Genomic DNA, 22,793 nt, shown 5'->3' on the forward strand with positions numbered 1-22,793 from the left:
TGCTTTTCGATTATGAAAAAGCATATTTATTTGTTAATTTGATCGTTCTCTTTATCAGGTATCATACGTTTATTTATTCCGAATGCGTAAAAACTAATGACAACGAGAGCGAGGAAAATAACTCCTACAATAAGTGAAATACGCGTTTCATCATTAAACCACATGCCTACAAGCACCATTAGTAGAAAAGCAATGGTTACATAGTTCGTTACAGGTGCAAAGGGCATTTTGAAAGGATGACTATCCATTTCAGCACCTTTAGCTTTACGGAAACGAATTTGGCTGATAAGAATAATGAACCAAGGAATCATTCCAGGAAGCACGCTAGCACTGTATACATAAACAAATACATTAGGTGGAGCGATGTAGTTTAAAATAACACCAATTACTAATCCAATCATAACAGCGAGTGTACTGTAAATTGGAACGCCGTTGCGAGAAATTTTTGTAAAGAGTTTAGGTGCTTGACCGTTTACACCAAGCGTATAAAGCATGCGTCCTGCACTAAAAATTCCGCTATTACAGCCTGACATCGCTGCCGTAATGACTACAAAGTTAATGACACCTGCTGCTGCCGTAACACCAACTTTAGCAAATGTAGATACGAATGGACTTCCTAAAGAATCTAACTCATTCCAAGGATATACCGTCACGATGACGAAAATAGCTCCAATATAAAAAATTAAAATACGCCAAATGATACTTTGAATCGCGCTTGTTAACGTTTTTTTAGGATCCTTTGCTTCACCAGCTGTAATCCCAATTAGCTCGACTCCTTGATAAGCTGCAATAACAAGAGATAGTGCAAAGAAAAAGCCTGACCATCCGCCTGTAAAGAAGCCGCCGTGTGCCCAAAGGTTTGATAATCCGATGGCGTCTCCACCATTTCCAAATCCAAAGAAAATTAATCCAAGTCCTGCGATAATCATTAAAATAATCGTTACAATTTTAATCATCGCAAACCAAAATTCAAACTCTCCAAATGATTTTACTGAAATTAAGTTTGCTGCGCCTAAAATCAACATAGCTATCATACCAGGCACCCAAGCTGGTAAATGAGGGAACCAGTAATGCATATATGCTCCTACCGCTATAATTTCGGACATCCCTACGATTACAAATTGAAACCAGTTGCTCCACGCAGCCATATAACCTGCTAATGGATGAATATATTTGTGGCCAAATGTAGCGAATGAACCTGTGCTTGGTTCCATGTAGAGCATTTCGCCCATAGCACGCATAATAAAGAAAATAAACATTCCGCAAATTGCGTAAGCAAGCAATACCGATGGACCTGTCCATTGAATCGTGCTTGCTGATCCCATAAATAATCCAACGCCAATTGTTCCACCAAGCGCGATCATTTGAATGTGACGAGATTCTAAGCCTCTTTTTAGCTCTTTGTCTGCCATTCCATTTCCTCCTCCTAAACTTGTTATAGCTCTGTTAGGAAAGATACTTTCTGTTTCTGATGGAACAGCTGTCGTGTTTAAATCATTCCATTTTTACCTAGTACCTTTACAACTAAACTATTTTTCTATTTTTAGCTATTCGACTGTATAATTACTTATTTTATAATAATAAATTTTCCTCAGAAATACAATTGTTTTTTTCAGAAAAACACTTTAGTAAACCATTTACCTTTGTCAAATCAGTCATCTCCGTGAAATAGTTTTTTATTTCAGTATAATTAAAATTTTATGAATATTAAAAATAAATACAGGCTCAGCTTGGATGCTGAAATACTCTCTTTCTCAAGGATAACGAAATGAAACCACTACTTAATCGAATAAATTCCTTTCTTCTCCTTTTACGTTTTCACTTTCTCTTCTTAGGGAAAGTATCCATAGAAAATAGAGATGAGGAGGGATTTTTCATGTGGCAAGCTGCGATGTGGGGCGGAATTTCAGGATCAGCTGTCCTTCTTGGTGCTTTGGCAGCAGTTTTTTTGCCTATTGGCAAAAAGATAATTGGTTATATTATGGCTTTTGGGACAGGTGTATTGATTGGAGCATCTACCTATGAGCTGCTTGGAGAATCGGTTCATACCGGAGGGTTAAAAGCTACTTCTCTTGGGTTCCTTGCGGGAGCTCTCGTTTTTACTTTTTTAGACTATCTAATTTCACGTCAAGGAGCGAATAAAAGAAAGAGGTCTACAAAACAAATGGCCGCGAATAGTTCTGGAATTGCTATATTTATAGGAACCGTAATGGATGCAATCCCAGAGTCCATTATGATTGGAGCTAGCTTAATTGAAAATGCAACCGTTAGCTGGCTTCTTGTTATCGCTATTTTTATAAGTAATATTCCTGAAGGACTGTCCAGTACGACCGGTCTAGTAAAAAGCGGATTCTCTAAAAAGAAAATTTTTTTACTATGGGCAGCTGTTTTGTTCATTTCAGCTTTTAGCTCATGGACAGGCTTTGTTTTTTTAGATCATGCATCTGAGACACTTATGGCTGCTATTGCTGCTTTTGCCGGCGGCGGCATTATTGCTATGGTAGGTTCTACAATGATGCCAGAGGCCTATGAAGAAGGAGGATCTATTACAGGATTGATTGCTGCACTTGGATTACTTGCTTCACTGATACTGGATCATTTTTCTTAATCGTCTTCATACTACTTCTATCGTTTCCAAGTAGAAAAGAGAAAGCCTTCTACTTGGAGACATTTATTTCAATCACATTATTATGAATGTGTCTTCTTAGTAAGTAAAATCGTAGTTTTCTTTTATTTCCCGAGTAAAAGCTTTCCAATCCGTAGCTTCAAATTCTGCGTTGCGTGCTTTTAACTCTTTTTCCATTCCTTGAATCTCTTGAACAGCTTCTATAGTTCTTTCACTTCCTGGCCCTACTCTCCAAATTAATTCTTTGTATTCTTGTATTTTCCGTCGCAGCGAAGCGTTATCCATTTCTACATATTTTGACATGTTTCTAAGCTCCTTTTTCTTATTTCTATTAACCATATCATATTTCATATAATTTTTTTTAAGATTATTTTCAACTTAATAAATACTGCTATACAGCGCTTTGCGATCTGCTAGTTTTGAGAAAAATCTAATTTTTAGAAAAAATAAAAAATAACCAGTTTAATCCTTTTTTGACCGGGAAGACAGACTATGAATTCAAATTTATTAGGAGGGATGCAAGATGGCAACTAATAAAAAGAATGAAAAAATGAGTCGTGAAGAAGCAGGAAGAAAAGGTGGAAAAGCTACTTCCAAAAATCATGACAAAGAGTTTTATCAAGAAATTGGTGAAAAAGGCGGAGAAGCTACTTCCAAAAATCAAGGTAAAGAATTTTACGAGGAAATTGGAAAAAAAGGCGGCAGATCCAGCAGCAGCCAGCGTAATAATTAACTAGTATTTGAAGTATATAAACAACTCGAAGAAGAAAAGTTCCTTATAGTACAAGCCACTGGAACTTTTCTTCTTCTAACTAATCTTTTCCATCTCTTTATGATAATGGGCTAACGATTCATCTTTTATGGATGAGAATAGCTCTGAATCAATAAAAGGAATCAATTTCTCTCCTATCTCCCAAGCATTACATTCAATTTGATACAGAAGCCATATATCTTCTGTTTCATCAAACTTTTTACTCAAAGACAAAAGGTCTTCATCTAGCGCATGGCCTAATTCATGAGCTAAAATAATCCATTGATAAGATTCTAAACACTCATTTGAACCAAACAAGTGCCGACACTGTATTTTAATATCTTTTTCATATAAAAAAATAGAATGCGTGCTAGGAACGTACTTTCCGCCTACACACCGCGTTCCAGGAAACTCATCTTCAATAACTAGCTTTATTGTTGGATCTACTCCATGAACAAAATCATGTAAATTCATAAAATCCCCCACTTCTTTTCTCCAAACTTTAATTTTTTCCCCAAAATAAATGTACAGGTTTACCATTATACATACGTTTATCTAAAATAACGTATGTATGGTTTTTTTTCAATATGTACAGGGCTATATATCAAAAAAGCAAGCATAGCCGCTTGCTTTTTATGTAGTAAAGCGGTGCTTCAACTTTTAAATTGCCCACTTATCCTTACAGTTTTATATGTAAAATTTTATTAACGATATCGACTCGAATATTCGAGAATACTGCGCAGCATTTGACGTGTACTTTTTGATTCGTTCGCCCGTTCTTTATATTCAAGAGGACGACTAGGCGTTGACTTATTTTCTTCTTTATACTGAGAATTTTTGTGTTCTGACACGTTTTTCACTTCCCTATCTCTATTTTATTCAGAGCAGCTCAAAGCTGCTCTTTTGTCTGTCATTCTTTTACTTATTATGACGACTTACTTTTGCTTTTTGAAGCTCATCTGTATGAATATCGTTTGATAAAATACTTTTATTCACATTATCGACAGCTGCTGCACTGCTGCTGACTCCTTGGTTTTTGCTTTTATTTTGTTTACTCATTCCATCCACCTCCATGTGTAACGTCTATATTTTATGGAGTTATAAAAAGAAAATAAGAGGTAGTATTAGGAAAATGACCTTCTTTTCTTTTTACTTGCATCCTCATATCCAATAAAAAACAAAATATCCATATTTAACAGAATGCACCAGAAATAAATGTTCATACTAAGAGTAGAAATTCTGTATATCCATTTTGAAAATATAGGAGGAAACAAGCGTGAGTACAAATAGAAACACACTATCCATTTTTGCTTTAGGCGGCATTAATGAAATAGGAAAAAATATGTATGCCGTTCAATATGATGATGACATCATTGTAATTGACTGCGGCTCTAAATTTCCTGACGAAAGTTTATTAGGAATTGATTTGATTATACCTGACATTACATACTTACAAGAGAATCGAGAAAAAGTTCGAGCACTGGTTGTTACGCATGGTCATGAAGATCATATCGGAGGTATTCCTTATCTTCTAAAACAGTTAAGCCTCCCCATTTATGCAACAAGCCTTACACTCGGATTAATCGACATTAAACTGCAGGAACATCAATTATCTGCTGAGACGGAGCTTATTGAAATCAACGAAGAATCAGAAATTACATTAGGCAATATTCCGCTTTCTTTTTTTAAAACGAATCACAGCATTCCAGATTGTCTTGGCATTGTCTTTCATACGCCTGAAGGAGCTGTTGTGCATACCGGGGATTTTAAGTTTGATTTAACTCCTGTTAACGACCAATATCCAGATCTTCATAAAATGGCAAAAATAGGAAGTGAAGGTGTACTGGCTTTAATATCAGAAAGCACAAATGCTGAGCGCCCTGGATTTACGCCTTCAGAAAAGCTAGTTGGTAAACATGTAGAAGAAGCTTTTCGTAAAGCAAAGCGAAAAGTGATTATTTCTACTTTCGCCTCGAATGTTAACCGCGTACAGCAAATTGTAGATGCAGCGATTAAAACGAACAGAAAACTTGCGCTGCTAGGAAGAAGCATGGTTAACGTTGTATCAGTTGCGTTAGAGAAAGGGTATTTAACCATTCCTGAAGGGATGCTAATTGAACCTTATGAAGTACATTCACTTGCGCCTGAACAAGTCGCTATTCTCTGTACTGGAAGCCAAGGCGAGCCGCTGGCCGCTCTATCTAGATTAGCCAGCGGAAATCACCGACAAGTAGAGATTCTTCCTGAAGACACGGTCATTTTATCAGCAGGGCCTATTCCTGGTAATGAACGTAATATCTCTCGTATTGTCGACAGTCTTTTCACACTCGGAGCTCATGTGATTTACGGGTCAGGAAGCGCAACAGGTATGCACGTATCAGGACATGGCTATCAAGAAGAGCTAAAATTAATGGCTACATTGATGAAGCCAAAGTATTTTATCCCGATTCACGGCGAGTTTCGAATGCTTCATCACCACAGCTTATTAGCAGAATCCGTCGGGGTGGAAAAAGAGAACATTTTCATTATAAATAACGGTGATATTGTTGATATCAAGGGCGGAGCAGCTGTTCAAACAAGAAAAATCCCTGCAGGTAATGTATATGTAGATGGGTTTGGCATTGGAGATGTTGGCAACGCGATTTTACGTGACCGCAAACAGCTTTCAGAAGATGGTATGCTGGTTATTGTTATTACTCTGAATAAAGCGGAAGGGAAAATTGTGTCTGGTCCAGATACCATTTCACGAGGCTTTGTTTATACCAGAGATTCAGAGCAGTTATTAAAAGATGTTAACCGACAAGTGACTAAAATTGTAAATCAATTACAAAAATCTCATGTTCACCAATGGAGCATTATGAAAAAAGAAATCAAGACAACACTTGGCCAATTTTTATATAACCAAACCAAAAGAAGACCTATGATCCTTCCTGTCATTATTGAAGTTTGATTACTCCACTAAAAAACTGCCTTAGTCCCCACTAAGGCAGTTTTACTTTATAAATCCGAAGCTTAACCCAAAGTGAGAAGTTGCCCTTTATAGTTTATGAATAGGCACTCCCTTTATATGTATGGTTAAAAGTGTTAGGTGTATTTCTTCTTTTTTATCCCATTCTATAAGAGAGATATTTCACCGTAAATATCTTGTGAAAGTATCCTATCCTTGAGGTGATTATGATGAATGATAAAAATCAGGTAGATCAGCATTCAGAACTATTCCGCCACAACTGGACGAGACCGAAGCGTTCAAAGTCCCAAGTAAATGGACATACAGAGATGTCTCAAACGAACATCATCTTGCGAAGTAATGCAAAAGCTCATCGTTGGTAAGGATGATACACTTCAACAAAAAAAGACGCGAACGCGTCTTTTTTTGTTATTGGCCGTCTGCTCCGCTTTGAGTTATCTTGCGAATATGACCATCTTCATAATTATTTTCTCGTAGCGCTTTCGCTTTGTCATCTACTACTTGTTTTTGATCTACTTGTGAAGAAGGAGTCTGCTTGTTTTTTGGCATGTTCATAACCACCTTTTGTTTTTGTAATTGTACAACGTGCATAGTGTCCCTCATAAAGATTAAATATATGTTAGCTAGCGGCTTCTTCTTCTTTCCACTTATGGCGCAGTTTTAAAATAACAAGGCTTATAACAATTAAAAAGCCTAAGCTTGCAAAGAAACCTGGCCTGCTTGCAGATTCTAACAGCGTACCGCTTACTGCTAGCAGGATTAATAAGAGACCAACAGCTTGCTTTACCTTATCCCAAACGGTTTGTTTGATTAAGCGATGAAAAGAAATTAAAATAAAGAACCAATTATAAATTAGCATCAGTCCAGCTGCTGTTGTAATGTACTCATAAATTTTCCCGGGCAATAGCAAGGAAAGAACAATAGAAACAATTAATCCTGCTGTTGTTAAAAGTAAAGCCGGTAAAGGAAACTGGAGCTTTTTCTGTTTTTGTTTTGAAAACAATGCAGGAGCATCCCCATCTTCTGAAAGAGTGACAATCATTGTTGTTACGGAAAAAAAAGACGCTGACATTGTTGAGAAACCCGCAATAATCATTGCTCCATTAAAAACATGAGGGAAAAATGGAAGATGATATGTTTCTAAAGCCGTTATAAATGGACTTTGATTTCCATGAAAATCATGAAATGGCACAATTAAAATAGCTAAACTCAGTGAAACAATATAAATAATTCCAAGGAGAATAAGCATACTTCTTCCCGCTTTCGGTGCGTCTTCTTTTTTTTCTAAACGAACCGTCATGATCCCCATAACTTCGATGCCGCCGAAAGCATAAAAAGCATAAAGCAAAGCGCCCCATAAACCTAAAAACCCGTGCGGAAATACTTCACTTATCGTTCGCGGCACTCCTTGTTTGGCACCTTCGTCAAGAAATCCAAATAAAGCCAGACTAGCTAATACAATAAACATTAAAATAGCAGCCACTTTTGTGACAGCAAATACATTTTCCATTCGTTCAAAGCCTTTTGTTCCGATTAATACAACAGCAATGCCTAAAACAGCATAAATAGAGGCAAAGACCCACAGTGGAATATCTTCAAACCAAAAACGTGTAAAAAGAGATAAAGCCGTGAGCTGACTCCCCATGATCAGCATCTCTGAACTCCAGTACACCCATCCGCTGCTAAAACCTGCCCATCTTCCATAAGCCTTTTTAGCATAGGAGCGAAACGAACCTTTTTGAGGATCTTGAGCACTCATTTTAGCAAGAGCATCAAATACAATAAATGTACATACTGCTGCTAGTAAAAAAGCAATTAATACAGAGGGACCCGTGGCTTTTATTGCAATACTTGATCCTAAAAAATAGCCTGTACCGATTATGCACCCTACTCCGATTAAAGACAGTTGCCACCATTTTAATTTCCCTTCAACTTGACTTCCGCAGCCTATTTTCTTTTTCATACTATCACTCCTTATACCTTGATGTAGTGTGTGATAGTTTGAAAAATTTATGCGCAAAAAGAGACAGCTTTCTACTATTTTTCAGCAGATAGAAAACGCTTTAAATTCAGTTCTGCTTTCTCCTCTTTTAAATAATGAATTGCTGTACAGCTTGCCAGCCGAAATATATACCAAATCCTATTAGAGAAAGGCCGGATATAACGGAGACTGCAGTCAAAAACGTCGCCGCTAAATACCTTCGAAAAGTGCTTGCTAAAGCTGCCATAGCAATATCCCAGCATAAAATCCCTGTAAAAATAGCACAGCTGTATAAAATAAGCTGTTCTGTTTCGTATGTATTAGCTGTTTTGGCTAAAACAGAGCCATAAATACCAAGCCAAAAAAGAATAGTAAGCGGATTTGTTAATGAAATGAAAAAACCTGAAAAAAAACACTTTACTACCGAATCTCCTTTTGCGTTCCGATGCTGTGTAATTTTCCCTGCGCTCATTAATCCTTCAATACCGGTATAAATTAATACGAAGCATCCAAACGAAAAAAGAAATGTTTTCATAAAATCGCTGCTTAAAAAATGAACGGACCCAAAATAAACTACAAGCATATAAAGAGCGTCAACTGATGTTGCTCCTATCCCTAAGAACCAAGCATGTAAAAAACCATTTTTAATTCCTTTGTCAAGCTGAGCGGCGTTGATAGGGCCGATTGGTGCGGCTAACGATAGCCCTAACAACATATAGCTGAAAAAAGCTCCCACATGTATCCCTCCCTGCTTCTGAGGTTTTATAAATTGAACTATGATAAATGTATGCAGCCTACTTAGCTTGTACTACGTAATTTTTATTTTATTTCTAAATCCTTTTGTATAGCTGCGAAAAACCAGCGCATGTTAACTGTAAATACTATACAGAAGGATGAGAGGCATGAATTCATACACTCATATTAAAGAAGCACTACAATTAGCTGAGCAGGCTGTTTATCAAGGACAGATGAATTTGAATGGAGCTAATTTTCAAAATGCTCAAATGCATTTGAATATCGTTCAGCAGCAAATTAATGAACAAAAAGAAGCGGCGTCTGGTGATAAAGAATTAAGACGAATGGAAGAACACTTAAGACACTTACGCGAAGCGCAGCAGGCTATTCAGCAAAATTTTTAATAAGGGTAGTTATAACTTTTTTTACTTTTATACGAAAAACTAAAAAGCTCTACGAACTCACTGAGTTCGTAGAGCTTTTGATCTTCACCTGCAGCTTTTAAGAGCTGCTTAAAGAGTAAACTTTTTTCTTTAGCCTTATACATACTTTCCGTAATCAGGACGAGCAATCTCATCAAAATTCTTCGTAAGCTTCAATAAATTAGTTGAAAGCCATTCGCCGGAAACCGGTTTTCCATGTCCTGTCACCGCCACAGATGGATGAAGTGACTGAAGCACTTCAACTGATTTTTTGGCAGATGCCCAGTCCGTAGTTAAATAACGAGGAGGACCGCTAATTTCCAATTCTTGCTCTAGTACATCCAGTAAATATTCTTGCTTAGTGGTAACAAAAGCATCTCCTGCGATAAGCGCCAGATCCTGCTTTCTAAAAAGAGAAATATGTCCTGGAGAATGACCAGGGGTGTGAATCCATTCCCATTCCGGCATATGAGGTATAGAGCCGTCGGCTGGTAAAGCTTGCACGTGAGAGCCTAAATCAATGGCTTCCGTTGGAAATAGTGGAGAAAGCTTTGCCACGAGCCCGCCTTCCACTGTGCCATCTGGTGTAGGATAATTTTTTTTACCCGTCACATATGGAAGTTCAAGTGGATGTGCATATACCGGTATGTTCCACTTCTCCACTAGTTCAATAATAGATCCAATATGATCAAAATGTGCATGTGTAAGAATAATTGCTTTTGGTTTTTTTTCTTTTCCAAACCTTTCTTCTGCCTCTTTGATAATCATAGAAGCCGAATTAGGCATTCCCGCATCCACAAGTACAAAACTATTTTCTTTGTCTGGATTTCCTATAAAACATACGTTAACAATCTGTGTAGTGTAGCTGTAGATATCCGGTGCCACTTCGACTCCTTTTCCACTGGCTATAGAGCTCATGGGAATGAAACTTTCCGTTGATGAACTTCCGTGCATCTCTCTATTCAATTTATAATTCCCTCCTTTAACGTGTCACTTCATATATGTGATACACGTTTATGCTATCCACCTTTGCTTTCGTTATTCTTTCTTTAACTGGCTCTCTTTTATGTATCCATAAAAAAAGAAAGGAGAAAAACTCCTTTCTTTTTTACATCAATTATACTTTTGCCGGAACTTTAACGCCCATGATCGCCTTTGGTTCTAGATATTCTTCAATACCAAATGCTCCCCACTCGCGTCCAATACCAGATTGTTTGAATCCACCGAATGGGGCAGCTCTGTCTTGCTCGGCATCGTTGACGATGATTTGACCAGCTCTAATGTTTTTAGCAACATAGTCAAGTGTTTCTTGGTCTTTTCCGACCGCATAGCCTGCAAGTCCATAAATTGTATCGTTTGCAATTTCAAGAGCTTGCTCTAGATCATCATACGTAATAATAGTGGTTACAGGTCCAAAGATTTCTTCTTGTGCAATAACCATATCATTTGAAACGTCAGTAAAGACTGTCGGTTTAACAAAGTATCCTGTCTCTAAGCCGTCTGGTTTGCCCGTTCCGCCAGTAAGAAGTTTTGCACCTTCGTCCATTCCTTTTTTAATATAATCCTGTACGCGATCCCACTGCTTTTCCGCTACGAGCGGTCCAGTTACATTGTCTTTATTTAATGGATCACCAACCGGGAATGATGGTAGAACCTTCTTCACTGCTTCTTCAAATTTTTCTTTCATAGAGGCAGGAATGATAATGCGCGTTGCTGCCGTACATACTTGTCCTGTATTCATTGCAATGTGTGAAACTGCTATTTTAGCCGCTTCTTCTACATCCGCATCCTCTAATACAACTAGCGGTGATTTCCCGCCTAGCTCAAGGGCTACTTTTTTGATTGTTTTAGCCGCGTTTTGCATAATTTTCTCGCCTACAGCACCTGACCCTGTAAATGATACAAAGTCAATGTCCGGGTGAGAACTAATACCGTCACCGATTGTGCTTCCCGTTCCGTTTACAAGGTTAAAGGCACCTTTTGGTACACCAGCTTCATCAATGATTTCTGCTAATATCATCGCTGCATACGGTGTAAGTTCTGATGGTTTTAATACCATTGGACTTCCTGCTGCGATAGCTCCTGCAATTTTAGTAGACGTTTGATTTGTTGGGAAGTTCCATGGTGTAATAAGTCCGCTTACTCCAATAGACTCTTTTACGACCTTGTAGCTTCCATGATCTTTTTCAAATGTATAATCTTCAAGTGCATTAGCTGCTTCTTTAAAGTGGCTAAGTCCCATTTCATAGTGCACTTCTTCTGAAATTTTTAAAGGAGCGCCAAGCTCTTCAGTCATAACTTCAATAAGCTCTTGTTTACGCTTTTCATACCCTTTTGCAATATTGCGAAGCATTTTAATTCGCTCTTCTTTTGTTGTTCTTGAAAATGTGGGAAGCGCTGCTTTAGCTGCTGCCACGGCTTTATCTAAATCTTCTTTTGTACCTAAGCTAATTTTACCAATTGATTTTTCAGTAGCAGGATTGATCACATCTGACGTTTCGTTTCCTGTTGATTCAACCCATTCTCCGTTAATAAAGTGTTTTAAATTTGTACGCATTGATTTGATCTCTCCTTTTAGTTTGTTAATTGTTGAACTATGTCATCTAGTTTTTATCTACCCGCCTGTCTGCTTCTCAAACGCCGCTTCTATTATTTTTTGTTTCTTTCACTGCTCCAATCGGCTTTTCGCAGCTGAAATTATTTTCCCCCTGAAGTTTTTTAGTTCTTTATAACAAACAGGGATGGAGTCATAGCGAAATCAATCACATCTAAAAGATGAACAAATTGGATAAAGGAGCTAGTATGGATTGTTTGTGATACCGCTGCTGGTTTCCCTGCAAGCCTTCTCTTTCTGTAGGCGGTCGATGAGCCTCCTCGCTTACGCTCCTGTTTGGTCTCACTAAATGAAACTCACATTCACCATTACCACAAAAAAATCCGAACGAGTTTGATTCTCCATCAAGAATCTTGATTCCTCGTTCGGATCTTCCTTCAACTAAAACACTTTTGCTCCAGCCTCTTTTGTATTAAAGTACTTCTTGTAAACGATGTACCGCTCTGCTTTCAATTAACGGTTCTGTTTGCTGTCTGTATTCTTGATAGTGAGGTGTTTCAATGTGAGCTTCAACATCTTCTTTGCTTTCCCATTTCTCATAAAAAACAAATGTGCCTGCTTTGTCTGTATCCTGGTGGAGAGTGTATTGAATACATCCTTTTTCTTTTCTTGATGGTTCAATAACTTTTACTAACTCTGATCGAAGCTCTTCTTCTTTTCCTGGCTTGGCTTGCAAAATGGCGTTAACAATAATTTCTGACATCGTTTTTCCTCATTTCTTTTAAAAAATATTCTTTATAAAAAGCTTCCCTCTTTTGGTATTCATTACACTAACCATCATTTTTTTGTACGATGATTAATCTCTCTAGTGCAAGACAGCAAAACATACACATTATCTACAGCGTTCTTTCTTCATGCTGTTCATAAAAAAGCCTGTAGGCTATAAGCCTACAGGCTTTTTTACATCTTATTTCAATAATTTTTTCACGACTGCTTTTGCTACACTGATTGTTGACTGAGGATTTTGACCTGTTATCAAGTTTCCATCTGCTTGTATATTATCTGTCCAGTTTGGAGCAGTTACTACATTTGCCCCAAGTTCACGCAGACGTGTTTCCAAAAGAAACGGCATGAAGCGATCCAATGTTGTTTCACGTTCTTCACCATCTGTAAACGCAGCGACATCTTTTCCTTCGACCAACGGCTTTTCATCTGATAATGTAACACCTACTAAGCCTGCGGGTCCGTGGCATACAGCGGCTACTACTTTGTCTCCTTCGTATAGTTCACGAATTAAAGCGTGGAGCGTTTGATTATCTGGCAGATCAAACATTGTGCCGTGACCGCCTGGTAAGAAAACAGCATCAAATTTAGCACTGTCTGTAATTGTATCAAGTTTTAGGGTATTCTCTAGATGCCTAGCTGTATTTAAGATTTCTTGAGAAGTCTCTCCTTCAAGGCTGCGAGCATCCACCGGCGCTTTTCCTCCTAGAGGACTTGCTACAGTAATCGTAAATCCAGCTTTTTCGAACTCTACGTACGCTTCACCAAATTCTGAAAGCCAAAGGCCTGTTGGATGATTTTCTTTCATTTTGTCAGCCGTTGTTACGACCATTAATATATGTTTAGACATAGTAACGTCCTCCTGCAAATAAAGATAGTATTTTCTGTTTCCGCCTTACACACCATATTGTAAGAGAGGAATTACTATAATACAAATTAGAAAATATCTGCTTATCCATAAATATTTTTATAGATAATGTAGACATCTTTGTTAATAAAGCATCTGCGAAAGAAACAACGTTACAACATCTAAACTTATTTTTTTATACACTCAAAAAACCGCCCTTTTGAGTAAGCGCGGTTTTTCCAGAAAAGCATAGAATCTATTTTTTATTTTAAAGAGCAGACTGAGCGTTCATTTGTTTTACTTTTTTTTCTCCCGTTTTTTTAAGACTCACCATAAAAACAAACGAAATACAGTACAGCCCTGCCAAGTACGTCATCGCTACCGTCATATCATAGCTTTGCAAAAGATAGCCGACAAGAATTGGTGATAAGCCTCCGAGCGCTCGCCCAAAGTTAAAAATGGTGTTCGTTGCAGTACTGCGAACTTCTACTGAATAGTGGCTGCTTATCAATGCTCCGTATCCCGCAAACATTCCATTTGAGAAAAATCCGACCACAGCTCCTCCTATAAGCAGCCCTGCACTTCCTTCGGCATACGAGTATAAAAATACCGCACAAGCAGAAGCAAGAAGAAAGATTCCAAAGGTACGTTTGGATCCAAAACGATCCATAAATTGCCCAAATGTTAGCATGCCTATAATCATTCCAACGGCTGTACTGATTGTCCAAAGAGCTGAACTTGAAACAGAGAGGCCTTGTGATTGCTGAAGCATAGACGGAAGCCATATCATGAGTCCGTTATAGCCTGCAATTTGAACGGTAGCCATCACTGCCAGCGAAATGGTTGTCATCGCTGTCTTAGGCGTAGCAAATAGTTGGCGAAGCTTGCCATTGTTTTTAGCAACCGCTGTTTTCTCTTTTTGAGTTTTTAGCCACTCAGGAGATTCGTTTAAATTTTTTCGTACGATAAAAGCAAAAATGACGGGTATAATTCCGACAAAGAATAAGGCTCTCCATCCGAACATCGGCAGGATCAGAGAACTTAAAAGCGCCGCAAGAATAACTCCAAATTGTGCGCCAATACTAACATAAGATGAGGCTCTTCCTTGCTTATGTTTCGGCCACGCTTCTGCAACAAGAGCCATACCGATTCCGTACTCTCCTCCAGCCCCAATTCCGGCAATAAATCGTGAAGCATACACTTGTTCCACATTTGCTGCAAAACCTGTTAATGCCGTTCCGACTGCAAATAAAAGAACCGTGTAGGTAAAAACCCGCACTCTTCCAAACTTATCTGCTAAAATTCCGAAGATTACGCCGCCTATGAGCATTCCTATATTTGTAATAGAAGAAATAAGTCCACCTGTTGCTAAATCAATGTGAAATTCAGCAATAATCATTGACATAGCAAACGAGATAAACATAATGTCCATCCCTTCTAACGTCAAACCTGCTACTGATGCTACAACTGTCTTGTTACGATAATTCATGTTGTTCCACCCTCCACTGTATTCTGTCTGTATAAACGCTCTTTCTTTTTTGAAGGAATGGATAAATAATATATGTCCATTCTCTTTTGAAGCCTCTCTGGACTTCGTTTAAAAGAGGTAAGTAACGCATAAAAGCCCTTTTGTCGCAGAGGGCAAAAGGGCACAGATAGGCATAGAAGCAGCAAACAAGTTATCCGTCCTTTTCGGCCTCTCTGGACCGTCTTAAAGGCAGTTATTATATTAATCACTATGTTAACACGCCGCACAGAACCTTTCAATAAGAAAAATATCTTCTTTAAAACAGCTATGTACATCTGCTACTCGCTTTTTATTATCATACTATTTCATCAATTACTCTTTAGATATGGTTAAAACCAAAGCCTAACGTATCATGTTCAAAGCCTTTTTTAGGCGCACCTATTGTTCCATACACACAAACACTAATCCATTCCTCGCTTGATCCTGAGAACTCAATTTTTCCGCGCACAATTGAAAATGTGAGTCCTACTGTCCGTAAAATATCACCTAGCTGCAGCGTTCCTCGACTCACTCCTTGAATGGCTTCAAGTATAGCATGATAAAGAGCGTGAACTTCCCGGTACGACTGGGCATTAATAATTTTGTTTGTCTTGGCGCTCGTTTCAATTGCCGCCACGACTTTAGACAGTTCCATCGCTCCGACTTTTCCTACTGTGTAGCTATATCCTCTCTCATTGATTTCCTTTTCAATACCTTCAGCTAGTTCCGTATTGTGTAAAAGAACGAGTAAAGATGTTAATCTTCCCATTGAAAAATCATTAACTTGTTGAAATTTATTGTTCAACTGTCATTCCCTCCCTTCTATCCCCTTATTATTTTAACAGACGAATACCTAAAAGGGTGCTGATTATTCAACGAACGAGCGCTCACTTAAAGGGGCAGAAGATCTATGTGTACTGTCCACCACTGTTACGAAGTAGAACTTGCATAAACAAGCAATCTGCCTTTTAGTAAGCGCTTACTTTATTTTCGAGGAAGAAATCATTTTTCTCTGCTTACGTTAAGACAAGCTGTGATTCAACTTTTAACTTTCCCAGCATCTCTCTCGTCATTTTTTCTAGGTTATATTCTGCTTTAAACCCCCACTCTTCCTTAGCACAGCTGGAATCTATATGGTTAGGCCAGCTTTCAGCAATTGCTTGTCGAACAGGATCTACTTGGTAATTCAGCACAAATTCCGGAATCGTTTTTCGAATTTCCGCTGCCATTTGTTCTGGATCAAAGCTCATAGCAGAAACGTTAAATGAATTTCGGTGCTTCAGCTTAGAACCGTCTGCTTCCATTAGTTGGATAACAGCGTTTAGTGCATCAGGCATATACATCATATCCATATATGTTCCTTTGTCGATATAAGACGTATAACGCTTATGTTTAACGGCTTCATAATAAATTTCAACAGCGTAGTCCGTTGTCCCTCCACCTGGAGGCGTTACGTATGAAATTAAGCCTGGAAAACGCAGCCCTCGTGTATCGACTCCGAATTTATGATGATAGTAATCGCAAAGTAATTCACCCGCTACTTTATTAACACCATACATCGTGGTAGGACGTTGAATCGTATCCTGAGGGGTCCAGTCTTTTGGAGTCGTTGGACCAAATGCACCAATTGAACTTGGAGTGAAAAATTGGCACTTCAGCTCACGCGCTACTTCGAGCGCGTTTACTAATCCGCCCATATTGAGATTCCACGCCAGAAGCGGCTTTTGCTCGGCTGTCGCTGATAACAGCGCAGCCAAGTGAATAATCGTATCGACTTTATGCTTTTCGGCGATCGCAAATAAAGCAGTCTGATCCGTTACGTCTAAAATCTCGAATGGACCTGAAGTCACAACATCGCTCGCCGTCTTGCGAATATCAGTGGCAATAATATTTTCTGAACCGTACATCTCTCTCATTTTCATTGTTAATTCAGAACCGATTTGTCCTAGAGACCCCGTTATTAATACTTTTTTCATCTCAATATCCTCCTCATGTACTGCCTAAATTCAACGATTAGATTAATTTCATTTCCTTGCCTACTTTTTTGTAGATACGAAGTGCTTCATCTAACATTTCTTTTGTATGAGCAGCCGTTGGCATATTGCGCACGCGTCCTGTTCCTTTTGGAACGGTAGGGAAAACAATTGATTTAGCGTATACCCCTTCTTCTATTAATCTCTCACTAAAAACCTGCGTTTGATTTTCATCTCCTATAATGCACGGAGTAATAGGTGTTTCACTTTCGCCGGTATTAAAGCCCAGCTCTTTTAATCCTTGCTTTAAATAACGGCTGTTTTCCCACATTTGATCCTGCAGCTCCGTACTTGTGCTTAGAATTTCAATCGCTTTCATACATGCAGCAGCCGTGCCTGGTGTAATAGCAGTCGAGAATAAAAACGGGCGGCTTCGTACTTTCAACCAGTCAATTAAGTCTTTTTTTCCAGCTACGTATCCACCTACAGCTCCAATCGCTTTTGACAAGGTTCCAATTTGGAAGTCTACTTTTTCAGATAAGCCAAAATGTTTGACTGTGCCCATACCGTTACCTAATACGCCCGACCCGTGAGCATCATCTACGTATGTGATTAAATCAAATTCCTCTGCAATTTCTACAATTTCGGGAAGCTTAGCAATGTCTCCATCCATTGAGAATACACCGTCGGTAATTACCATTATTTTATTATAGGCACCGGACTTTTGTGCTTCGCCTGCTTTTGCACGAAGATCCTCCATATCCGAATGCTTGTAAGGAATAATTTTTGCTTTTGATAGCCGACATCCGTCAATAATTGAAGCGTGATTCAGCTCATCTGATAAAATCGCGTCATGTTTATCCATAACTGCAGAGATGGCTGCCATATTGCAGTTAAAGCCAGATTGGTAAGCTATAGCTGCTTCCGTATGCTTAAACTCGGCAAGCTTTTCCTCTAGCTTAATATGAATATCTAGAGTTCCATTAATCGTTCGGACAGCTCCAGCTCCCACTCCGTATTTTTCAGTGGCTTGGTTGGACGCGTTAATAAGCCTTTCGTCTGTAGCAAGCCCCAAATAGTTGTTGGATGATAAATTAATTAATTGTTTTCCATCAATTTGAATAACAGGTCCGTTTGGTCCCTCTACTGGATTAATGACGTTGTATAGCCCTTTATCTTTTAAATCTTCTAAATTATTATTCAAGAATTCTTTTAAACGTCTGCTTGTCATCTTCCATACCCCCTCATTGTTGTTCAACACGTCTTATAAACTTCTCTTTTCCCCATTAAAAGATTAATTCAAGCACTTATAGTATATGAATTAAAAATCAAGTGTATTCCTGAGAAAGACAAATGTTTCTTTTGTAAGCGCTTAAAATTCAACACTTATAGAATTTATAATAATCAACAACCCAGTAAATGTCCATACTAAAAATACAAAAAATAAGAAATTTTCGGCAATAATAAAAATTCTTCCTTCTGTTAACGATTTTTCCGGAACGTTATTAGACAATATCTTTTTTCTTTTCTCTCTTTGATAATTCTTTTAAAAAAGAGACTGATACATAACTGAATCAACAGCTAAAAGCACCTCCATACATGAAACCTACATTCACCATACCAATAAAAAAATCCGAACGAGTTTGGTCCTTAATCAAACTCGTTCGGATTTTCCTTCAATTAAAATACTTTTGTAGCAGTCTCTTCCGTTACTTTTGCACAGATATGTTCTTTATTTTTTTATGTCCGTTTTTTACTAATAAGCATGAGACAGCAAAGCTTAGCAAAGCAGCTAAAAACGTTCCGCTGTAAATAATGTGAACACCTGATGCAAGAATTTCATGAAGCTTTGACAGTTCTTCTGCTGGTACCCCGCCTGTTTCAAACGAAGCATTCAAATTTTCTTGCCCTAATTTCTTTGCTTGTGAAAGCGTCACTAAGTTAAAAATTGTACCAAACACCGCAGAACCTAGCGTTTGACTGAATGTATTTGTAAACGTATTAAGAGCCACCGCTACTCCTCTTTTGCTAGCTGGGACTGCTGATTGAATAACCAACATAAAGATAGGCGTAATAATCCCCATTCCTAACCCAAGAACCCCAACGGCTACATAAATTAAAAATACGGGTGAGTGCGTGGAGACTAAAAACAGCATAAAACATGCCGTACTTACGATTGCCGTTCCTAGCGTAAGGATGGAGTGCGTTTTAAGACGCCCTACTAAATTCCCTGAAAGCAGTGAACCAATTGTCCAGCATACTGGCATGGGCATTAAGACAAAACCAGCAGCGGTTGCACTTTTTCCCATCACTCCTTGGCTCCAAATTGGAAGGTAAACCGTAATACTAATAACTACTGATCCGACAAGAAGTGTTAATAAGTTTATAACAGATACACTTCGAATGGAAAACAACTCAAGCGGAATAAGAGGTTCCGGCGATTTCTTTTCGATATAAATAAAGCCAATGAATGTCAGAACAGCTAGAACAAATAATCCTATAATGACCGGATCTCCCCAGTTTTGATGCTGGCTTCCGGTTAAAAGCGCGTATAGAAATGCAATGGTTCCAACTGAAAACGTCACCGCTCCAATGTAATCGATATAGCGTTTTTCTTTTACCACTTCTTCTTTATAGTTTACTAGAAGAACAATAAAAGCCATTAGGCCAAACGGTATATTTAAAAAGAAAATATAGCGCCAAGACAGCGTATCGACTAAAAATCCCCCAAGAAGAGGACCGAGAACTCCAGCAACTCCCCACACTGCACTAATCCATCCTTGCGCTTTAGCTCTTTCTTTTGCTTCTTCATACAAGTCGCCAATAATAATCATTGTAAGCGGCATAACGACCCCGGCGCCTAGCCCTTGAATTGCTCTATAGACAATTAATTGTTGCATCGAAAAGCTAAGTCCGCAAAGTATCGATCCGATTAAGAAAATAATAATTCCAACAAGCATAACTTTTTTGCGGCCGAATAAATCTGCTAACTTTCCGTATATAGGTGTAGATACAGCGGTTGTCAGCATATAAATGGCATACACCCAGCTAACTAGCTCAATACCTGACAAATCACTTGTAATTCTTGGAACAGCCGTACTGACAATGGTTCCTTCCATTGCAGCTAAAACAGTGACAAGCAGCAGCGCTGTCATGATTCGTTTCCTCATCTTTTTCTCTCCTTGCAACTGCGGGCATACCATCGTTTTTCTTACAGAAGATAAAAGCGGTTTCAATATACTTATACCCTTTTAGCCTTTATATGTATGTGATGCTCCGCATATAGTTACTGCCATATGCAGCCAAATAATTATTTTACTATAAATTTTTTCAAAGCGATAGAGAATTTCAAAAATATGACTTTACTCTCATTTATAAAAACATGCGTAAACGATGTTTTATTTCTTTTTCAAACCACAAGAAAGCATCCCGCAACAGATGCTACGGGATGCTTTTTCTATGGTTTGTATGATTAACTTAGTCGCGGATCTTTTAATAAACGTTCCATTTCTTCCATATGATTTGTTTCATCTGCAATCATATCCTCAAGTTTGACAACAAGTTCTGTTAATCCTAACTCTTCTGCTTGCTTTTTTCGCTCTTCATAGCGCTCGATAGTTTCTTTTTCAGCTCTGCTTGCTTCTTTAAGCATTTCCGTCACGTTTGAGACGTGCTTTACCTCAGCCGGCTTTGTTGTTGGCTCACCGCCAAGGTTTTTAATTTTTTCTGATAAATAAAGGGCATGTCCTTGCTCATCAGGAATTTCTCCTTCAAAGAAAGGTTTTAAAATTTGATATTCTAGGCCGGTTACTGTAGACGCATAGTAAGTGTACTGAATAACCGCTGAATATTCACCCGCTAAATCGGTATTAAGTCCCTCTATTAGTTGTCTCATTTTCTCTTCCATTTGAATAAACACCCTTTCATTTACTGTTAGTAGACATGTACCCTTTTGAACGAGTCCTAAACCATAATAAGGTGATATTCTATTCCTTCTTTTTGAAAATAGGGAATTTACTGACTGGAACGAAAATGTTTGATTTCTATATTCTTAAAGAAAGACGTTCCCCCTTGGGAAAAAAGCGTAATTCCTTGGTCATTGTGACGCGGAAATACCTCGCTAGAATGCACTGTTTTTCCATCATCAATAAAGACTTCAATACTTGTTTTATCTACCAGTATCTTCAAATGAACATTTTTCTTGCCTGCATCAAAGTAATCGCGGCTTTCTACATATTTTTTGCTTTGATCAGGCTGATTACTATAGCTTCTATTCACATATGAGACGTTATCTTTTGCAAAAATGCCCACATCAATGTGCCGCTTTTGATCTGTGGATTCTCTTAGCCTTAAGCCTACATTCTCTGCGTCCGACCACGAAATATCTGTATCAAGCTGATAAGCTTCGCCTTTTATCTTTAACTTTTTCTCCCCGTTCACTTCTACTTGCTTGAGAGAATTTGTTGAATCAATTAGCTGATTTAATTCTTCGACAGGCTTTGATAACAGACTGTACTGATCGTCGTCTTGTTTCGAAAGCGTAATTTCACGGGTTACTGAATCGAATCCGTTAAACCCATCTTTCATCGTTGGTGTCTTATCGGGATAATCCCAGTTGTTCATCCATGCAAAAGCATAGCGTTTTTCTAAAGAATCCTCATTTTTACCGTCCTTAAACGTGACTCCTCCGTACCAATCAAAGCCATGATCTAGCCATTGTGGCTCGTCTATATCAGGAGTGAATGTTGTTCCATCATAATTTCCAGTCCAATAAGCATAGGTGTTTGGTTTTCCGCTTTCTTTTCCATTTGCACTTGTCCCGAGAACCCACTTGATTGTCCCGTCATCGGCCTTCATTTGAAAAAGGTCTGGACATTCTGTAATACCAATATCTTTGGTTACAAATCCTCCTGTATACGTCCAATTCTTTAGATCAGAAGATTCATAAAATCCGATTTTTTCACCTTCTGACATGACGAGTATCCACTTGTCATGTTCATGATCCCATATAACTTTAGGATCTCTAAAATCTTTGGTGCCTGGATTAGGCATGATAGGATTTTTACTATATGATTTAAAGGTTTTTCCTCTATCGGTACTATACCATAGATACTGTTCTTGCTTTTGTCCATCAGCAGAAGGCTGGGTCATAATCGCTACAATTGCGCCTTTACCAAAACCTGCTGTGTTCTCTTTATCTTCTACAACGGATCCGGACCATATATCGCCATTTTTATTTGTATACTTTGGAATAGCTACTCCTTTATCTTTCCAATGAACCAAATCTTTAGACGTTGCATGTCGCCATTCCGTCCCGTTCCCTTTAGGGTAATCATGATTGTATAAGTAATAGTAATGATACTCTCCGTCAAAATAAATAGGCTTTTGAGGATCATTTTTCCATTTATCAGGCGTGCTAAAATGATATACCGGGCGATAAGTGGATTCACTTTTATTCCCTTTTTCTTTTCCTTGATCTTTTGTATCCTCTTTTTTGGATACGCCTGCTATAATGAGTCCGGCTATTACAACTAAAAGAACGGCAAGCGTTATCCATTTATAAGCACCTTTTTTCTTCAAACAAACCCCGCCTTTCTCTTTTTTGTCTACATCGAATAAAACAAAAGAAAATGGTGATTACAATCA

23 protein-coding genes and 1 pseudogene are annotated in these 22,793 nt (G+C 38.3%); 5 read left to right on the forward strand and 19 right to left on the reverse strand.

Features of this window, described 5'->3' with window-relative positions; genetic code table 11:
- Positions 1-26: 26 nt before the first annotated feature.
- On the reverse strand, positions 27-1,412 hold the full coding sequence (locus N178_RS06615) for an amino acid permease (RefSeq protein ID WP_045291395.1): 1,386 nt from the start codon (positions 1,410-1,412) through the stop codon (positions 27-29).
- Positions 1,413-1,876: 464 nt separating this feature from the next.
- On the opposite strand from N178_RS06615, the gene N178_RS06620 reads away from it, so the two are divergent.
- The gene (locus N178_RS06620; protein WP_045291398.1) at positions 1,877-2,608 is read left to right on the forward strand and encodes a ZIP family metal transporter; all 732 of its coding nucleotides are present in this window, start codon (positions 1,877-1,879) and stop codon (positions 2,606-2,608) included.
- A gap of 96 nt (positions 2,609-2,704) precedes the next feature.
- Here the strand turns inward: N178_RS06620 and N178_RS06625 are convergent, their stop codons facing one another.
- Positions 2,705-2,929, reverse strand: coding sequence for a hypothetical protein (locus N178_RS06625; protein ID WP_025749248.1), 225 nt, complete (start codon positions 2,927-2,929; stop codon positions 2,705-2,707).
- 220 nt (positions 2,930-3,149) lie between these two features.
- On the opposite strand from N178_RS06625, the pseudogene N178_RS06630 reads away from it, so the two are divergent.
- Positions 3,150-3,353 (forward strand): annotated as a pseudogene (locus tag N178_RS06630) (KGG domain-containing protein); the annotation flags it as partial.
- 81 nt (positions 3,354-3,434) lie between these two features.
- On the opposite strand, the gene N178_RS06635 reads toward N178_RS06630, so the two are convergent.
- The 3 genes from N178_RS06635 to N178_RS26950 all read right to left on the reverse strand — a co-directional run bounded on the left by N178_RS06635 (position 3,435) and on the right by N178_RS26950 (position 4,436).
- Complete coding sequence (locus N178_RS06635; protein WP_045291530.1) at positions 3,435-3,851, reverse strand: hypothetical protein; 417 nt, start codon at positions 3,849-3,851, stop codon at positions 3,435-3,437.
- A 230-nt stretch (positions 3,852-4,081) separates the two neighbouring features.
- Positions 4,082-4,228, reverse strand: coding sequence for a hypothetical protein (locus tag N178_RS26700; protein WP_155017158.1), 147 nt, complete (start codon positions 4,226-4,228; stop codon positions 4,082-4,084).
- A gap of 67 nt (positions 4,229-4,295) precedes the next feature.
- Positions 4,296-4,436: a hypothetical protein gene (locus N178_RS26950; protein WP_013082478.1), complete on the reverse strand. Its 141-nt coding sequence runs from the start codon at positions 4,434-4,436 to the stop codon at positions 4,296-4,298.
- Between the two features lie 217 nt (positions 4,437-4,653).
- On the opposite strand from N178_RS26950, the gene N178_RS06640 reads away from it, so the two are divergent.
- Positions 4,654-6,327 carry a ribonuclease J gene (locus N178_RS06640; protein WP_045291402.1) on the forward strand — a complete coding sequence of 558 codons (1,674 nt, stop codon included), beginning with the start codon at positions 4,654-4,656 and terminating at the stop codon, positions 6,325-6,327.
- 227 nt (positions 6,328-6,554) lie between these two features.
- Positions 6,555-6,707, forward strand: coding sequence for a YpzG family protein (locus N178_RS25760; protein WP_013056278.1), 153 nt, complete (start codon positions 6,555-6,557; stop codon positions 6,705-6,707).
- Between the two features lie 46 nt (positions 6,708-6,753).
- Here N178_RS25760 and N178_RS26955 read toward each other — a convergent pair whose 3' ends face one another.
- The 3 genes from N178_RS26955 to N178_RS06650 all read right to left on the reverse strand — a co-directional run bounded on the left by N178_RS26955 (position 6,754) and on the right by N178_RS06650 (position 9,062).
- On the reverse strand, positions 6,754-6,894 hold the full coding sequence (locus N178_RS26955) for a hypothetical protein (RefSeq protein WP_013082476.1): 141 nt from the start codon (positions 6,892-6,894) through the stop codon (positions 6,754-6,756).
- A gap of 70 nt (positions 6,895-6,964) precedes the next feature.
- Positions 6,965-8,308, reverse strand: a complete 1,344-nt coding sequence (locus N178_RS06645) for an amino acid permease (protein WP_045291404.1) — start codon at positions 8,306-8,308, stop codon at positions 6,965-6,967.
- 127 nt (positions 8,309-8,435) lie between these two features.
- Positions 8,436-9,062 (reverse strand): LysE family transporter, encoded by a 627-nt coding sequence (locus tag N178_RS06650; RefSeq protein ID WP_045291406.1) that lies wholly within the window; start codon positions 9,060-9,062, stop codon positions 8,436-8,438.
- Positions 9,063-9,228: 166 nt separating this feature from the next.
- On the opposite strand from N178_RS06650, the gene N178_RS06655 reads away from it, so the two are divergent.
- Positions 9,229-9,465 (forward strand): hypothetical protein, encoded by a 237-nt coding sequence (locus N178_RS06655; protein WP_014460820.1) that lies wholly within the window; start codon positions 9,229-9,231, stop codon positions 9,463-9,465.
- Between the two features lie 135 nt (positions 9,466-9,600).
- Here N178_RS06655 and N178_RS06660 read toward each other — a convergent pair whose 3' ends face one another.
- The 11 genes from N178_RS06660 to N178_RS06710 form a co-directional block, all read right to left on the reverse strand.
- Complete coding sequence (locus N178_RS06660) at positions 9,601-10,449, reverse strand: MBL fold metallo-hydrolase (RefSeq protein ID WP_045291409.1); 849 nt, start codon at positions 10,447-10,449, stop codon at positions 9,601-9,603.
- A gap of 151 nt (positions 10,450-10,600) precedes the next feature.
- Positions 10,601-12,040 (reverse strand): aldehyde dehydrogenase family protein, encoded by a 1,440-nt coding sequence (locus tag N178_RS06665; RefSeq protein ID WP_025749256.1) that lies wholly within the window; start codon positions 12,038-12,040, stop codon positions 10,601-10,603.
- A 469-nt stretch (positions 12,041-12,509) separates the two neighbouring features.
- Positions 12,510-12,800 (reverse strand): putative quinol monooxygenase, encoded by a 291-nt coding sequence (locus N178_RS06670; RefSeq protein ID WP_045291412.1) that lies wholly within the window; start codon positions 12,798-12,800, stop codon positions 12,510-12,512.
- Positions 12,801-13,004: 204 nt separating this feature from the next.
- Positions 13,005-13,670 (reverse strand): type 1 glutamine amidotransferase domain-containing protein, encoded by a 666-nt coding sequence (locus N178_RS06675; protein WP_045291413.1) that lies wholly within the window; start codon positions 13,668-13,670, stop codon positions 13,005-13,007.
- A 265-nt stretch (positions 13,671-13,935) separates the two neighbouring features.
- Positions 13,936-15,156, reverse strand: a complete 1,221-nt coding sequence (locus N178_RS06680) for an MFS transporter (protein WP_045291415.1) — start codon at positions 15,154-15,156, stop codon at positions 13,936-13,938.
- A 358-nt stretch (positions 15,157-15,514) separates the two neighbouring features.
- Positions 15,515-15,979 carry a hut operon transcriptional regulator HutP gene (hutP, locus tag N178_RS06685; protein WP_045291416.1) on the reverse strand — a complete coding sequence of 155 codons (465 nt, stop codon included), beginning with the start codon at positions 15,977-15,979 and terminating at the stop codon, positions 15,515-15,517.
- Between the two features lie 211 nt (positions 15,980-16,190).
- Positions 16,191-17,150, reverse strand: coding sequence for an L-threonine 3-dehydrogenase (locus tag N178_RS06690; RefSeq protein ID WP_045291418.1), 960 nt, complete (start codon positions 17,148-17,150; stop codon positions 16,191-16,193).
- A gap of 37 nt (positions 17,151-17,187) precedes the next feature.
- Positions 17,188-18,378, reverse strand: a complete 1,191-nt coding sequence (locus tag N178_RS06695) for a glycine C-acetyltransferase (RefSeq protein WP_045291421.1) — start codon at positions 18,376-18,378, stop codon at positions 17,188-17,190.
- Between the two features lie 478 nt (positions 18,379-18,856).
- Positions 18,857-20,317 carry an MDR family MFS transporter gene (locus tag N178_RS06700; RefSeq protein ID WP_045291423.1) on the reverse strand — a complete coding sequence of 487 codons (1,461 nt, stop codon included), beginning with the start codon at positions 20,315-20,317 and terminating at the stop codon, positions 18,857-18,859.
- A 302-nt stretch (positions 20,318-20,619) separates the two neighbouring features.
- A complete protein-coding gene (locus tag N178_RS06705; RefSeq protein WP_045291424.1) occupies positions 20,620-21,054 on the reverse strand; it encodes a ferritin-like domain-containing protein in 435 nt (144 codons plus the stop codon).
- Between the two features lie 107 nt (positions 21,055-21,161).
- On the reverse strand, positions 21,162-22,727 hold the full coding sequence (locus N178_RS06710) for a glycoside hydrolase family 32 protein (RefSeq protein WP_045291426.1): 1,566 nt from the start codon (positions 22,725-22,727) through the stop codon (positions 21,162-21,164).
- Between the last annotated feature and the right edge of the window lie 66 nt (positions 22,728-22,793).

It is taken from the genome of Priestia aryabhattai B8W22, assembly GCF_000956595.1.
GTDB classification, from domain to species: Bacteria; Bacillota; Bacilli; order Bacillales; family Bacillaceae_H; genus Priestia; species Priestia aryabhattai.

Bases quoted from the DNA above. Each gene is read 5' to 3' on its own strand.
- N178_RS06645 (WP_045291404.1), bottom strand. From the start codon at position 8,308: ATGAAAAAGAAAATAGGCTGCGGAAGTCAAGTTGAAGGGAAATTAAAA.
- N178_RS06690 (WP_045291418.1), bottom strand. From the start codon at position 17,150: ATGAAAAAAGTATTAATAACGGGGTCTCTAGGACAAATCGGTTCTGAA.
- N178_RS26955 (WP_013082476.1), bottom strand. From the start codon at position 6,894: ATGCCAAAAAACAAGCAGACTCCTTCTTCACAAGTAGATCAAAAACAA.
- N178_RS06655 (WP_014460820.1), top strand. From the start codon at position 9,229: ATGAATTCATACACTCATATTAAAGAAGCACTACAATTAGCTGAGCAG.
- N178_RS06680 (WP_045291415.1), bottom strand. From the start codon at position 15,156: ATGAATTATCGTAACAAGACAGTTGTAGCATCAGTAGCAGGTTTGACG.
- N178_RS25760 (WP_013056278.1), top strand. From the start codon at position 6,555: ATGAATGATAAAAATCAGGTAGATCAGCATTCAGAACTATTCCGCCAC.
- N178_RS26950 (WP_013082478.1), bottom strand. From the start codon at position 4,436: ATGAGTAAACAAAATAAAAGCAAAAACCAAGGAGTCAGCAGCAGTGCA.
- N178_RS06705 (WP_045291424.1), bottom strand. From the start codon at position 21,054: ATGGAAGAGAAAATGAGACAACTAATAGAGGGACTTAATACCGATTTA.
- N178_RS06620 (WP_045291398.1), top strand. From the start codon at position 1,877: ATGTGGCAAGCTGCGATGTGGGGCGGAATTTCAGGATCAGCTGTCCTT.
- N178_RS06625 (WP_025749248.1), bottom strand. From the start codon at position 2,929: ATGTCAAAATATGTAGAAATGGATAACGCTTCGCTGCGACGGAAAATA.
- N178_RS06695 (WP_045291421.1), bottom strand. From the start codon at position 18,378: ATGACAAGCAGACGTTTAAAAGAATTCTTGAATAATAATTTAGAAGAT.
- N178_RS06700 (WP_045291423.1), bottom strand. From the start codon at position 20,317: ATGAGGAAACGAATCATGACAGCGCTGCTGCTTGTCACTGTTTTAGCT.
- N178_RS06615 (WP_045291395.1), bottom strand. From the start codon at position 1,412: ATGGCAGACAAAGAGCTAAAAAGAGGCTTAGAATCTCGTCACATTCAA.
- N178_RS06670 (WP_045291412.1), bottom strand. From the start codon at position 12,800: ATGTCAGAAATTATTGTTAACGCCATTTTGCAAGCCAAGCCAGGAAAA.
- N178_RS06635 (WP_045291530.1), bottom strand. From the start codon at position 3,851: ATGAATTTACATGATTTTGTTCATGGAGTAGATCCAACAATAAAGCTA.
- N178_RS06665 (WP_025749256.1), bottom strand. From the start codon at position 12,040: ATGCGTACAAATTTAAAACACTTTATTAACGGAGAATGGGTTGAATCA.
- N178_RS06675 (WP_045291413.1), bottom strand. From the start codon at position 13,670: ATGTCTAAACATATATTAATGGTCGTAACAACGGCTGACAAAATGAAA.